The sequence below is a fragment of the Paenibacillus polymyxa genome, from assembly GCF_018614975.1.
Taxonomy (GTDB): domain Bacteria; phylum Bacillota; class Bacilli; order Paenibacillales; family Paenibacillaceae; genus Paenibacillus; species Paenibacillus polymyxa_E.
Window position 1 is genome coordinate 176,732 of sequence record NZ_JAGGNR010000012.1, and the last position, 13,081, is coordinate 189,812.

The 13,081-nt window shown below is 45.2% G+C and carries 15 protein-coding genes and 2 pseudogenes; 11 read left to right on the forward strand and 6 right to left on the reverse strand.

The genetic code is table 11. From position 1 onward, the window contains the following. Nucleotides 1–112: 112 nt before the first annotated feature. Entirely contained in the window at nt 113–325 is a 213-nt protein-coding gene (locus tag J7E78_RS11705; RefSeq protein ID WP_215076359.1) for a hypothetical protein, read from the forward strand. A gap of 137 nt (nt 326–462) precedes the next feature. Here J7E78_RS11705 and J7E78_RS11710 read toward each other — a convergent pair whose 3' ends face one another. After that, on the reverse strand, nt 463–2,049 hold the full coding sequence (locus J7E78_RS11710; RefSeq protein ID WP_215076360.1) for a choice-of-anchor I domain-containing protein: 1,587 nt from the start codon (nt 2,047–2,049) through the stop codon (nt 463–465). Between the two features lie 249 nt (nt 2,050–2,298). Between J7E78_RS11710 and J7E78_RS11715 the strand changes: the two genes are divergently transcribed. From J7E78_RS11715 to J7E78_RS11735, 5 genes are all read left to right on the forward strand, one after another. Continuing rightward, nucleotides 2,299–2,496 (forward strand): helix-turn-helix transcriptional regulator, encoded by a 198-nt coding sequence (locus J7E78_RS11715; RefSeq protein WP_215076361.1) that lies wholly within the window; start codon nt 2,299–2,301, stop codon nt 2,494–2,496. 4 nt (nt 2,497–2,500) lie between these two features. After that, complete coding sequence (locus tag J7E78_RS11720; RefSeq protein ID WP_215076362.1) at nt 2,501–2,941, forward strand: hypothetical protein; 441 nt, start codon at nt 2,501–2,503, stop codon at nt 2,939–2,941. Between the two features lie 206 nt (nt 2,942–3,147). Then, nucleotides 3,148–4,107 (forward strand): helix-turn-helix transcriptional regulator, encoded by a 960-nt coding sequence (locus J7E78_RS11725; RefSeq protein WP_215076363.1) that lies wholly within the window; start codon nt 3,148–3,150, stop codon nt 4,105–4,107. Between the two features lie 109 nt (nt 4,108–4,216). Further along, the gene (locus tag J7E78_RS11730; RefSeq protein ID WP_215076364.1) at nt 4,217–5,419 is read left to right on the forward strand and encodes an MFS transporter; all 1,203 of its coding nucleotides are present in this window, start codon (nt 4,217–4,219) and stop codon (nt 5,417–5,419) included. 191 nt (nt 5,420–5,610) lie between these two features. Beyond that, nucleotides 5,611–6,054, forward strand: a complete 444-nt coding sequence (locus J7E78_RS11735) for an Hsp20/alpha crystallin family protein (RefSeq protein ID WP_215076365.1) — start codon at nt 5,611–5,613, stop codon at nt 6,052–6,054. Nucleotides 6,055–6,189: 135 nt separating this feature from the next. On the opposite strand, the gene J7E78_RS11740 is transcribed toward J7E78_RS11735, so the two are convergent. Both J7E78_RS11740 and J7E78_RS11745 read right to left on the reverse strand, forming a co-directional pair. Beyond that, nucleotides 6,190–6,747: a DUF1697 domain-containing protein gene (locus J7E78_RS11740; protein ID WP_215076366.1), complete on the reverse strand. Its 558-nt coding sequence runs from the start codon at nt 6,745–6,747 to the stop codon at nt 6,190–6,192. Nucleotides 6,748–6,781: 34 nt separating this feature from the next. Beyond that, nucleotides 6,782–7,426 carry a hypothetical protein gene (locus tag J7E78_RS11745; protein ID WP_215076367.1) on the reverse strand — a complete coding sequence of 215 codons (645 nt, stop codon included), beginning with the start codon at nt 7,424–7,426 and terminating at the stop codon, nt 6,782–6,784. 334 nt (nt 7,427–7,760) lie between these two features. Here J7E78_RS11745 and J7E78_RS11750 point away from each other — a divergent pair, with 334 nt between their 5' ends. Beyond that, on the forward strand, nt 7,761–9,395 hold the full coding sequence (locus J7E78_RS11750) for a DUF1593 domain-containing protein (protein ID WP_215076368.1): 1,635 nt from the start codon (nt 7,761–7,763) through the stop codon (nt 9,393–9,395). Between the two features lie 85 nt (nt 9,396–9,480). Here J7E78_RS11750 and J7E78_RS11755 read toward each other — a convergent pair whose 3' ends face one another. Then, nucleotides 9,481–9,678 carry a hypothetical protein gene (locus J7E78_RS11755; RefSeq protein ID WP_215076369.1) on the reverse strand — a complete coding sequence of 66 codons (198 nt, stop codon included), beginning with the start codon at nt 9,676–9,678 and terminating at the stop codon, nt 9,481–9,483. On the opposite strand from J7E78_RS11755, the pseudogene J7E78_RS11760 reads away from it, so the two are divergent. Beyond that, nucleotides 9,642–9,851, forward strand: a pseudogene (locus tag J7E78_RS11760) (alpha/beta fold hydrolase); the annotation flags it as partial. The gene J7E78_RS11755 and the pseudogene J7E78_RS11760 overlap by 37 nt on opposite strands. A gap of 36 nt (nt 9,852–9,887) precedes the next feature. Then, nucleotides 9,888–10,103, forward strand: a pseudogene (locus J7E78_RS11765) (diguanylate cyclase domain-containing protein); the annotation flags it as partial. 131 nt (nt 10,104–10,234) lie between these two features. Here J7E78_RS11765 and J7E78_RS11770 read toward each other — a convergent pair. Continuing rightward, nucleotides 10,235–11,647, reverse strand: coding sequence for a right-handed parallel beta-helix repeat-containing protein (locus J7E78_RS11770; protein WP_251034993.1), 1,413 nt, complete (start codon nt 11,645–11,647; stop codon nt 10,235–10,237). A gap of 177 nt (nt 11,648–11,824) precedes the next feature. Here J7E78_RS11770 and J7E78_RS11775 point away from each other — a divergent pair, with 177 nt between their 5' ends. Beyond that, the gene (locus tag J7E78_RS11775; RefSeq protein WP_215076371.1) at nt 11,825–12,481 is read left to right on the forward strand and encodes a DUF2625 family protein; all 657 of its coding nucleotides are present in this window, start codon (nt 11,825–11,827) and stop codon (nt 12,479–12,481) included. Between the two features lie 155 nt (nt 12,482–12,636). Here the strand turns inward: J7E78_RS11775 and J7E78_RS11780 are convergent, their stop codons facing one another. Then, nucleotides 12,637–12,813, reverse strand: coding sequence for a hypothetical protein (locus J7E78_RS11780; protein WP_215076372.1), 177 nt, complete (start codon nt 12,811–12,813; stop codon nt 12,637–12,639). A gap of 57 nt (nt 12,814–12,870) precedes the next feature. Between J7E78_RS11780 and J7E78_RS11785 the strand changes: the two genes are divergently transcribed. Further along, entirely contained in the window at nt 12,871–13,050 is a 180-nt protein-coding gene (locus J7E78_RS11785; RefSeq protein ID WP_215076373.1) for a hypothetical protein, read from the forward strand. Nucleotides 13,051–13,081 lie beyond the last annotated feature (31 nt).

Below are 13,081 nucleotides of genomic sequence, written 5' to 3' on the forward strand. Positions count from 1 at the left end.
TGAAAGCCAAGGGAGCATGCTCTCTTGGCTTTTTGTACTGTTCGTTATACTTAAATATGGTATTGTTGTAAATATAAATTAATAAGATATGGGAAAGGGGAAAACGTATATCATGGATGGAGTTAGTAATTTTGGTATTGCTGGGATTATAACGCTATTGATTTTCTTTATTATGATGGGCCTCGTATTATATCTGGTTTTCTATCTTGTGATGAAGAGGTCTGGCGTCAAAGAGGAAGTATCCGCATTAAGGATGGAAGTACGAGTGTTACAAGAGGAAGTAGAGCGGAACAGGCGGGAATTGGAAAATATGAAGTCTCGTTAACTTTTGGAACCACTAGTTGTGGATACGCGGAATGGTGTGGATACAACAGTATGGGAGGATAGGGGCTCTTCGCCCCTTCCTACTCAATACAGTATGAAACCGCTCATTTCAGTTTTTGAATACCGAGGGTGCTCGAACTATTTCTTGGCAAAAAAACTAAGCGTTCCGGTGCTTTCATCTGCACTCACAAACAGGCTGCGTCCGTTAACACGATGAATTCCCTCCGGCGACTCTCCGGCTGTAGGGATCAGACCCAGATAGTCTGGATTGACCGGATCAGCAAGATCAAAGAACAAAATGGCATCTGCCCGTTCGGAAGCTACAGCAGCATACGTTGTGCCGTCTACAGTAGCAACGGTCAAATTCTCCACTTCACTTCCCTTGTTGGGACTACGATCATCGGGATACAAGCCAATCATGGCCGTTGCCTCGTCAATGAGGTTCTGGCTATCGTACATCCGCTGGCCTTGCAGATCCCAGACAGCAATATTACGTCCGCCTGCTTTTACACCATCCTCAAATTCATTCTTGCCCAAGTCCCCTTCATTAGCTGTCAGCAGGTATTTACCATCTGCCGAGAAAGCAATCCCATCCGGTTCATAACGAGCCGTCAACGTCTCTGTAAACTGAACGATACCGTCATCTTTCAGATCCGCTTGATGTGAAGTAGTACCCAAAGCGAAGATTGAGCTGATCTTTTTTGTCTCCAAATCTACGATAGCAACGACATTGTTTTCCTGTAATGTAATGGCTGCTGTTTTGTTATCTGAACTAATGGCAACATACTCCGGTTGTGGATCATGCGGATAGATGGCGCCTTCTACATTGTCCAGAGATACCGGCAAGTTGGTGATTTCACCTTCCAATACATTCCCTTCAGCAAAAGATACGACCATAATACTACCCGGACGTTTGGTGTTGGCGTAGTCAATTTCATCGGCAGTTTTATTCAGCTCTTCGTCCTCTATGGCGATCACTGCATGCAGACCGTCAGGTGACAGTGCAATCGAGTCAGGACCAATACCGAGTTCATACGTTTTGACGGTTTTGTAGGTTGTCAGATCCACAATGGCAAGCAATCCTTTGTTTGCTTCACTGTCCGTATCCCCTGTACGAATAACAGCAAGACCGTATTTGCCATCTTTGGATACCGTTACACTGGTGACTTCAGCTTGAGCAGAGAGGTCATGGAAGCTGACTGTCTTCAATACGTTGATGTTTTTCAGGTCAGCAATATCCAGTATGGCAATGCTACCATTGTCTGCCTCGGTTACAAGCAGGCGTTGACCATCCGGCGTGGAGGCTGATATTTCTGCTTTGCCACCAGGCATCTGAAAGGATGCGGTCTGTTCAAAACCGGTTTTATTTTGTTTAAGGATCAATTGATCCGTAATTAATTTTAGCGTTTGGGAAGATACATACGTTGTACCTTTAGTGATGTAGCTTTTACTGTCCAAAGGAGTTTTCACACCGTTGATGGTTGCTGAGGACGTCCCTACAGGAAGTTGTACTTTAGTATCTGCGATCTGGATATCAACACTGCGACTGCTTCCGTTCCATGTGACCGTACCTTGCATATTTTGGATGGCTGTACGCAGTAAGACATGATCGTTGGCAGGTTTAGTTGCGTCAGTGGCATGGACCATTGATGTGTAGCTGGTGGCTCCTGCGCTAAAAATGGCGGTCATCGACAGAATGGCAAGCCATTGATTTCTCTTTTTCAATGTTCCAGATCCCCTTTATCGTTTCGTGTGTAATGAGTTGTACAACTGCTTCAGTATAAGAAAGAAACGTTAAGCAATGGTAAAAAGCAAGACGAGTTATGTAAAAGTGCAGTGCTTTTATCCCTTGTGTGAATAACAGTTTTCGTTGATGGGTTTAATTTTGTATAGAATGGAAAGTTAGCTTGACATGTAAGGGGCATCTTGATATATTTATGGAAAGTTAACTTTCCATCATGGAGGAAACCGCTATTGAAAAACAGACTGGAAGAATTACGGAAGAAAAAAGGGATCAGGCAGGAAGAACTTGCGGATATTTTAGAGGTGTCCAGACAGACCGTTGGATCATTGGAAAATGGCCGTTACAATCCCTCTATTATTCTTGCTTTCAAAATTGCTCGTTATTTTGGAATGAGTATCGAAGAAATCTTCATTTACGAGGAGGAGTAAGACGATGAGATCGAGCAGCAAGTGGGTATATTTTCTACTGGCATTGACAGGTCTGGTAACGATATGTATTGGTGGATTTGTTCTGAAAGGTGAAGCCTTCAACGGAGTCTCGGGTTTGTTGATTGGCGCAGGTTCAGTTCTTCTGGTTCTAGGACTGGGATATACGTTGCAGGCGCTCTGGTTGAACAAGTCTTCCCATCAGGAAATGTATGCGGAGCGGCTGAGACAGAAGAAGATTGATGTTCATGATGAACGCAGCATACGATTAAAGGAAAAAGCAGGTTGGAAAACAAACATAATTATTTTTTATATTCTGATGGCTGTGACAGTTGTATTTAGTCTGATCGGTGTAGAACCGATTGTTGTGACTGTACTGGCAAGTGTGTTCATTTTGCAAATTGGACTGGGCATCTTTTTGGTGAAATACTACGCGAAAAGTATGTAAAGTTACCCCCCCTGGGACGACCACACTAACCTGGGGTTAGGCGTGGACATTCCTAGAGGATCAATGAATAAAGGGTAACAATTCTGTCACGGTACTAGCCGAAAAAAAGAAATTGCGGTAGAATTAATTGAGAATCATTATCAATTAATTCTACCGCAATTTCTTTTACTGACAAGTCTGATCAAGTTATAGGCGAGGTGACTACCATGCGTACGGATGATGCATTAGGCGTCATGTATCAGTATTATTTAACCCGGGACCCCTACAGTCAGCAAGATGAACATACATACTTGCTCTCCGCCAAGGCGGGCAGTGGAAGTATAAAGAGAGTGACCACATACAGTGGTATCGAGATTCTATGTTCTCATGTAGAATACCATCAGCCTTATCCTACGTATTTTGCATCAAAGACGCCCATCGTGGAGTTGCAATTTGCCTTGTCAGGAGAGCGACATGTCGATATATCCGGTCAGGATTATTCATTATCAATAGGGCAAGGGGCCCTTATTTTTATGCATGATTTCGAAGCGTGGTTTCATCCTCCGGCAAGGGAGCTGTATACTTCTTTTTCGTTGGGGATTCCGGTTTCTCTGTTCAATTTTGCTGCGGCACAACTGGGAAGTTTCAAGTCCATTGGTTTTAAACAGGTATTAGGACGAAAGATGTTCAAGCCGATTATATTTCAACTGGATAACCGGATACGAACGATGATTGATAGTCTGATTGTAGAATTAAACAACAGTTATCGATCATCCTTAATCATGGAAGCGACAGCCTTGGAGATCTTGAATCGATTTATGATCCAACTGTTTGATCTGGCGCCAATCCCCGCGGGATTCTCCAGAGAGGATATCCGGAAGTTACATACGGCACGGGAGATTATGGAGGCTTGCATGGTAGATCCTCCGTCCTTGCTAGCATTGTCCAGACAAGTGGGGCTTAACGATTTTAAATTAAAAAAAGGATTCAAGGCACTTTTCGGAAGCACGGTCTTCGAATATTTGCGTCAGGTTCGTCTCGACAACGCCATGAAGCTGCTGCGCAATCAGAATAACAACGTTACCGAGGCCGCAATTGCGGTCGGTTACAGCAATGTCAGTGCTTTTTCGCAACAGTTTTATCGCAAATTCGGCGTGAAGCCTTCTGAGATGAAAAAGATGTATTAATAATCCGTCTTGCCGTGAATGGTTCCGTATAGAGGCAGTGAAGGTTCTCTCAGCCTTGTATACTCCAGGTACAGTGATACTGTACTGAAATATAGAGGAGTGTATGAGCATGAATCGAATCAGAGGAAGTATTTTTTTTAGCGTATTTGCAGCCATGTTGGGTCTGATGCTGATTGCACCCATTATGCCACCACTTATTCGCGAGTTGGGCATGAAAGAAAGCCATTCCGGTCTTATTATCTCGCTCGGGTCCATTATGATGGCTGTCATGGCTCCGGTATGGGGCAGATTAAGTGATCTGAAGGGCAGAAAACCCATCATATTGATTGGATTCATAGGCATGTCTGTTAGCTGTGCATTATTTGCTATGGCCTTGTATGGGGGATTAAATGCATGGATCGGAGGGGGCGTGTTGTTAACTCTTCTGATTGTGACACGCAGTCTGATCGGCATGTTCATTCCGGCGGTGCTGTCTTCTGCCCAAGCCTATATGGGTGATGTGACAGAAGGGGAGGAGCGGGGAAGCGGGATGGCGATGATCAGTGCTGCGAATGGACTTGGCCTTGTGTTTGGACCTGCGATTGCAGGAGCTTTTACCCTAATCGGTCTGCTCTGGCCGCTTTATTTTGGCATTTTTATAGCGATCGCTGCGTTTATTATTGCCTTGCTGTTAATCCCGGTAGCCAAACCGGTCATTCAGGTAAAACCGCCTAAAGTTAACCCGTTCCAACGTGGTTTACGAATGTACCTTGCTGCAGGGTTGGTTACGATGATGGGCATCATGACATTACAGGTTGTCGGAGGATTTTATTTTCAGGATCAACTGTCTCTATCCCCGGCGGCTACGGCTCGAATGGTTTCGTTTGGACTCATGTTCTCTGGAGCAGCGATGTTGATCATGCAGGTCATTCAGATGAAGTGGTTGAAGTGGCAGCCACGTCCGATGATTTTGCTCGGGTCCCTTTTTCTGATCGCAAGCATGATCCTGTTTTTGGCCTTCAATGTGTTATCCATGTATTATTTCTCGTTTTTCCTGTTTGGCATGGGTTCAGGTCTGATGATGCCGGGGTTTATGGCAGGTGCTTCGCTGGCAGTAAGCAAAGAACAGCAGGGAGGTGCCGCGGGATTGGTAGCAGCGATTCAGGGGATATCCGCCGTCATAACGCCTTTACTTACAACAACACTCTATCAGGTGGACAAACATGTTCCATTTATGCTCGTAGCTGTTCTAGTACTCTTGCTGGCAATCATGATGCTGGGAGTGATGAAAAATCAATCCAATACTGCAGCGGACGCCATTCATTCGTTATAGTCAGACAAAGTCAGAAAGTCAAATAAGGTCAAAACAAAAGAAAAAAGGATCTATTTTAAAATAGTGAACCATGATGAAAAGAAATCGGTTTTTTTCGTCTTTTACGGACTTTGAGCCTTATTTGCAAGGGTATTATAATAATCAATGTAAGCAACACCAATAAACCAACCACACAAAAGGAGCTGATTTTCATGTTTGATCTGATTCCGTTTCGTAAACGAAATGAAGACCCGTTCGGACACATGCTGAAATCCTTCAATGACATGGTTGAGAACTCATTCCTCTCCCCTTTTGGAACTGGCTCCCAGCCATTCCGGACCGACATTCGTGAGGAAGAAGACAAATATTCGGTAGAAGCCGAGCTTCCGGGCATTGCCAAAGAGGACATAGACATTCAGGTTCAAGGCAATGAATTGATTATTCGGGCCAAACGTAATGATGTAGTGGAGCAGAAGGATGACTCCAATCGAATCATACGGCAGGAACGCCGTTCCGGCGAATTTATCCGGCGATTCTATGTTGATCATATTGATGAGGAGCACATTAAGGCCAAATTGGAAGAAGGTGTGCTGAAGCTCGAGATTCCGAAACGTCCTGGTGATGATCAATCTCGCAGACGCATTCTAATTGACTAATACACAGTGGGTAAAATAGTTTCCTTTCATGGCAAAAAGCATGCAGGAGACATCCATAAGGATGTTTTCTGCATGCTTTATTTTTCATATGAATTGGAAGATTCATAACTGACTATCCATTGTGCTGGTTACGAGTTATTTCTCTGCTGCTGCTTGCATCAGGGCATAGATCTTACGTGTGGTATTCACGTTTCTTACGGTCATATAAGCATAGACTTTGGACCCTACGAGCTTGTTCATACCACTTTTGGACGCATCTTCTCTGCTGACCGAATATAAAATGGCTCCGGGAACATAGGTCAGTGTGCCGATTTCCGGTTTGATAGGCAGTTTGTCCAGCACGGAGGGCTCATTGATCTCATCCCAGAGGAACATCACATCACTTTTGGCCGTGTCATCATTAACCCATTCTTCTGGCAGCGCCTGAATAACGCTATGGATTTCATCCATATTCCGCACCATTACCCTGATCTGTAAACCAAAATCGGCGGAAATAGCTTGCTCTAACACAAGGGATAACTCCGCATTCGCATCGGCACGTTCCTGATGATCGGCAAAAATAATATTGCCAGAATTGATATATGTAACGACATCGAGCATGCCTGCTTGTTCAAACGTTTCTTTCAGCTGCTTCATAATGATTTTATTGTTCCCGCCTACATTAATGCCTCGTAGCAAAGCCACATAGATCATATGGGCGCCCCTCCAATTCCTTCAATTCACCGTTTTAACAAAAGGACAGATACTCAAAAAGATGAGCGGTATACTCTTCTCCCAACAGATCTTGCAATAAAGGTTCCACATGCTCCAGATACTCGGGCTTGGTTTCATAGGTTTCTTCATCTTTTACTTCTCCCGCATAGGTGCGCGCCGCTTCAATCAGGATGGCTAGTGCACTGAAAAAGTCTGACAGCGAATCAGCAACACGGTTTGGTTCTCCACCTGTAAAAGCGGCATATACAGGAGAGTTCGGTGCTTCCACATCTACAATGATCGGATCATCGTTAAAGTTTGCGATGACGACGTGATTTTTTGGCCAAGTGGGGGACTCCTCATAAGGTTCATTCATGCCAATCCAGCGGAATCCCAGTTGCTGACGAAGCAGATGTTCAGGTGCGACAAAGGAGATCAGTGCGGCATCACCGATTTCGACGGCGGCATTTTTCATTTTGAGTGTACCTTCCGCATCCATCATTTCATAATGACTGTACAGATATTGTAGTTCTGGAGAAAGAGGTATTCGTGTATCCAATTCCGGCTGGTGATGTTGTTCGCGGGGACGCAGATCATGATTTTTGAAAAGTCCATAAGCTTCATTATATAAATCTTGCTGTTCCACAAAACGGCTCAAGGCCGCACCCAGTTGTTGCATGATGTCTGAGTCCTCCTAATAACATTGGTAGTAGTAACATGCCGATTCGTTTAATTCTTGGCTATAAGCATTATACTATATCAAAGATAAATTCAAAAAAAACATTTGAATGCGTTTACATTCATGAGTGGACATGGTATACTTTCACTCAAATAAGGATTGTTACTGCTTCGGGCAGGCAAAACCTGAACATCACTATGCGTGGACTTTGTTCCATTCATAATGTTGTTCGGGTTTTTTTACATTCTACGGTCCATATTAAGGATAGAAAAACAGAGGACGTACTTTATCCAACCCAACTAACATCACGCTGTACAGAAGAAAGGGGAGCATTATGAACAAGAGAAAATGGTTAAACGGTTTTGCCGCAGGTTGTCTCAGTATCATCCTGGTGATTAGTGGATGCGCATCCAAAGCGCCACAAACCGCGAGTGACACACAGAATCAGTCGACAGAACAGACAGAGAATGAAACCCAGGAACCTGCAAACAACCAAGCTGCCAAAGGCAGAACAGTGATTACAACCGACGGTGAAGTGGATGATATGAACTCCGTCATTCGTTTCCTCTTATATTCGAATGAGATGGACCTTGCCGGAATTGTACTGACCAGCTCGGTGTATCATTATGCTGGAGACGAGGAAGCGGGGATCCAACCGTTCCGCTGGACAGGCACACAGTGGATATACGACATGATCGATGCCTATGGCGAGATCTACCCAAACTTGTCCAAACATGCGGATGGGTACCCGGAGCCGGAACAGCTTCGAGCGATGACCAAGATCGGTAATATTTCCGATAAAGGGGAGATGGAGAAGGAAACCGAAGGTTCCGAATTCCTCGAAACTCTTTTCCTCGACGATGATTCCCGAGACCTGATTGTTCAGACATGGGGTGGTACCAATACCACAGCCCGAGCGCTGAAATCGATTGAGGAACAGTATAAAGACACGGCTGAGTGGGAGACGATCCGCAAAAAAGTAAGCGACAAACTGGTCCTGTATATCATTCTGGATCAGGATGACAGCTACAACGAATACATTGCGAAGAATTGGCCGGATATCCGCATTCTCAACGACCAATCGAACTTCTGGCATTTTGCCTATGCATGGAAGATGCATGCCGAAGAAGTGAACAGTAAGCTTCATGGCGACTGGATGGTCAAGAATATTCTGAACGGACATGGCAAGTTGATGGATATGTATGCATCGATGGGTGACGGCAAAATGATCAAAGGCGAACTAGCCGAAGAACAGCGGGGAAGTGCTGAATATCTCAAGAACAACCCACAATATGACAAGTACGATTTTATATCTGAGGGTGATTCTCCATCCTTCTTTTATCTGATCGATAATGGGCTGCGCAGTATGGAAGACCCTTCCTACGGCGGTTGGGGTGGACGCTTTGGCGTTGTGAACGACAAGCTGTTTAGAAACAATGTGCTTGATTACGATCCGTACACCAAACGCTATGAAGCCGAATACTCTCTGATGAGATGGTTTGACGATGTGCAGGATGATTTTGCAGCACGTGCAGACTGGGCAGTTGCAGACACTTACGAAGGTGCCAACCATAATCCGTCATTAACGATCAAGGAAGGGTTGGATCTAAGTGTTAGTCCTGGGGAGGAAGTTACTCTTCACGCGGAGGGTAAAGACCCGGATGGAGATCAACTGACCTATACGTGGTGGAGATATTTCGAAGCGGACACTTATGAGGATTCCAAAGTAACACCGAACAAAGTTCAGCCTGAAATGGCGGGTGACCTGCAGCTTGGATTACATCGGGAACTTGCCAAGGATGAGCAGGTGGATACGATAAAATTACAGGGCAGTGACACTGAAGCGGTGACATTTACCGTTCCTGACGATGCCAAATCGGGTGATACTCTTCATATCGTTGCCGAAGTACAGGATGATGGAGAGCATCAGTTGAAGCATTATCAACGTGTGATCCTAACTGTGAAATAAAGAAATAGAGGGGCTGTCCCAAAAGTCATCAACATGGCTGGTGGGACGCCCCTCTTATTTGTGTAGTCTCATCGTAATTGATCCGTTAACGCTGGATGCCTGACCAGAAGACATTCCAGGTGATCGCCAAAGCTTGTTCATAGGATTGTCGTGTCTGATACACGAGCTGTACATCCAATCCATCCATCACGGTGACAAAAGCTACGGTGGCTTCTTCCGGACTCAGGCGCATATCGGGATGTCTACTGTCGTATTGATCTGGAACAGGCAACTGTGCCAACATTGATTCTTCAGTGCTCGGATGACAGCATTGCCCCGGTAGAAGTAGGGGATTATTTACACGCTCATCTGAAGAATAGCAGGTTGCAACAGATGACGGCTAAAGGACATTATCCGCATCTAAGTCAACCGGAAGAAACCATCCGAATGATTAAGGATTATTTAACGAGCGCATAAAACGCGGAAGAAAGGCAGTTATTCCATGATTGTGAAGAGGAGCAGGCGATCGGTATTGCAGAACGATATCGTTCACAGGTTGCTTCAGCCGACTGGGGTGAATATAACATTACTGTGAGTATCGGTGCGGCCACTATAGTAGAGGAAGATACGGAAAAGTCTTTGTTCCAAAGAGCGGACAACGCCCTGTATGCCTCCAAAACCGGAGGACGAAACCGGGTGACACATGCAGCTCAGACGGTAAGAAGTTAAGAATTGGTTTGCATCAAAAGAAAGCAAAAAGGAGCCTGTGCATGATGAGGGAGATGATCCCACATGCACAAGCTCCTTTTATTTGTATGGAACAGAATGACTGACTTGAGATGGGTGTCCTTAGAGTTATTTTACCGTGGAGCAAGGTAACCATACGCCTTAGCCGGAGAGTTCGCCTGAGGACGAAAATCTTCGCTCGGTTCATTCATAAATGCCGGGTTCACATATATGGAGTGTGCATCATTGCCAGATCCCTTGATGTAGGCGGCGATGCCGGAGTAGGGTTTATTTTTCCAAACCCACAGGGCATCTTCCTGCTCACCTGGTGAGTAATAAACATTATGGTCAAACACATTGCCGGTATTGCTAGTATATTCGTTGTATATCAGTACTTCCGAGCTGCCCGATACGAGAATGTTACGCATGAACGTATTGTTCTTTGTCCGTGACTGCATGAATAACTGTCCATTGCCTGCATTCAGGGTATCATTCCCCACAAGTGTATTGTACATAATCTTGCTATCCTCGGTAGCTCCTCGTTCCTCGTCATAACCTCCCATGGCAATACCCGTCAATCTGTTGGAATAAATCAGGTTATCACGCACGGTAATGTTGCTGGTTGAACGTCCGGCATGCTCTGAGGCAATCTCAATTCCGATATCGCTCCGATATACCCGGTTCTGGTCGATGATATGATCTTTCCCGCCATCTACATAGATGCCGCCCGCCGAGTTGGTATCATTGGGCAGGTCTTTACCGTAGGAGGGATTGTTATTGGACGTAATATCGTATACTTCGTTGCCTCGTACAATGCCGTTCCGAGCCTGATCGTATGTGTCGTCCTCGGACGTACCCTCGTACCCGATCAGATCAATACCAATATTATCGGAATCATGGATGATGTTGTCCTGTATGGCAAAGGTATCAACATTACCGTTGACTGCGAGTGACTCGCTTGAACCAAGTGTAAGATCATACAATTCATTATCCTTGATGATGATATCGCGTAAAGCTTGAGGGTGCTCTGTGCCATAAATGGCAATACCGTGGGCATCCCTGCCCCGTAAATCGGGACCTTCAGGAGTTGCGTAATTAGCAATCGCGTGTATGGTGTTGCCTAACAGCTGAATATGCTCACCTGCTCCGTGGACATAGATCCCGGTTGGAACTTGGCCCCCGAGTGTGGTCGTGAAGTTACGAATTTCGAGATTCTGAATCGTGATATTACTGGCATTTTCAATTTCAATTAACCCCTCAATGCCCCGAACAGATAAACCTTTACCATCAATGATAACCTGCTCCTGAGGATAACTTGAAAATAGGGTTGGATTAGCGGAAGAATTACCGCTCCTTGTGATTTTGACTTTCTGATGATAGACACCTTCACGCAAATAGATCGTGCTTCCTGGCGAAGCGTGGTCGGCTGCGTGCTGCAACGTTTTCCAAGGAGATTGAATGGTTCCTTTATTCGAGTCGTTTCCTTGGGGTGATATGTAATGGATGACTTGGGGATCAGACTTTTGAACAGAAACGGGTTCCTCCATGGCAGATGTATGATTCTGACAACCGGATACAAGCACCATCAGAATCGGAATCATAAGTATAACTATGCGAATCAAATCGTTTCCCCCTTGAATTTAGCTTTGAAGATAGATTATAGCAGATTTGAACGGGTTAATAACCCATGATATGCTCTTATAAAATCAGCGAGGAGACTGCTCATGAATACATTAACGATAGCTGAATTAGTAGATCGGGAGAATCACGCATGGGAAGAACTCAAGGAACTCCTGGATAGTGGGCAAAATACATATGTGTATGTTCCAGCAAAACAAGAGGCTGGAGAGGATACCCTCTATCGTCTGCAAATAAGCACCAAATCCTATTTGGGGGCTGTTGCTTATGAGACAGAAGGTATTGTACTGGACCATGGCTGGATCACGCTGCTTGGTGCGGGTGGTGACAGTACATCGGGGAGTCTCACCAGTTGGAATGGTGTAAGTGAGCAACCTTGGGTAGATGTACTGGAAGGTATGATGGTCGTTGCATATGATGCGGCAGGCGGTTTCTTCGGACTGGATACAGGCAAGTATGGCTGCACGGGACACATTTATTATTTTGCACCGGATACACTCGAATGGGAATCGACAGAACTGGCATATTCAGGTTTCATCAACTGGCTGGCGAATGGCGATCTGGGGCAGTTCTATCAGACCTTTCGCTGGAAAGGCTGGCAAGAGGATATGTCTCAGCTCCAGACAGGACAAGTATTTGCGTATTATCCACCACTCTGGACGCAGGAAGGTGACGGCGAGAGCAGCAGTAAAGCCCCAATTAGCATAATGGAGGCCTGGAAGTTCGCACTGGACGGTAAATAGTTAGAATGCTGCTGTAGGATGAAACCAGGAAAGTAACCGGTAAGTTCAAGTTCATTGAGTGATCTACTTTTAAAAAAAACGGCATTTCTGTTCCAAACTAAAAAAGGCTCGCGCTTGACGCAAGCCTTTTTGTTCTGAACTTTTAACATCAATTATCAATTGTCCAATGTAACAGGTTTAATGCCTGAGCGTGAAGCTCTGCTATGCCGGACGGTCAACCCGAGTGAAACAACGCAGACGAGCAACAGACAAGCATACACCACATGATAAGCTTCCTCGACCGAGACTCCCGGAATGCTGTGCAGCAGCAGCCCACACACGGCGACAGACACCGATCCACCGAAGAACATGTTCGAATCGATAGCGGAGTATGTGAGGGAGTAATCTACATGGTAGAAGGATTTTTGTTGTTGTTTGCCCAGATCGGCTTAATTATTGGAGTGGCTTTGATAGCATCCGGATTAACAAATGGTTCAAAAGGGAAAGAAAAGTTCAACTGGTCGGCGACCATCCCCTCGGTATCCTGGGGATTATGTATCCTTATCCTGTCCATCTGTTGGTTGGTGTAGTGTACTCTTTTTCTCTGTAAAAAAATGTAAA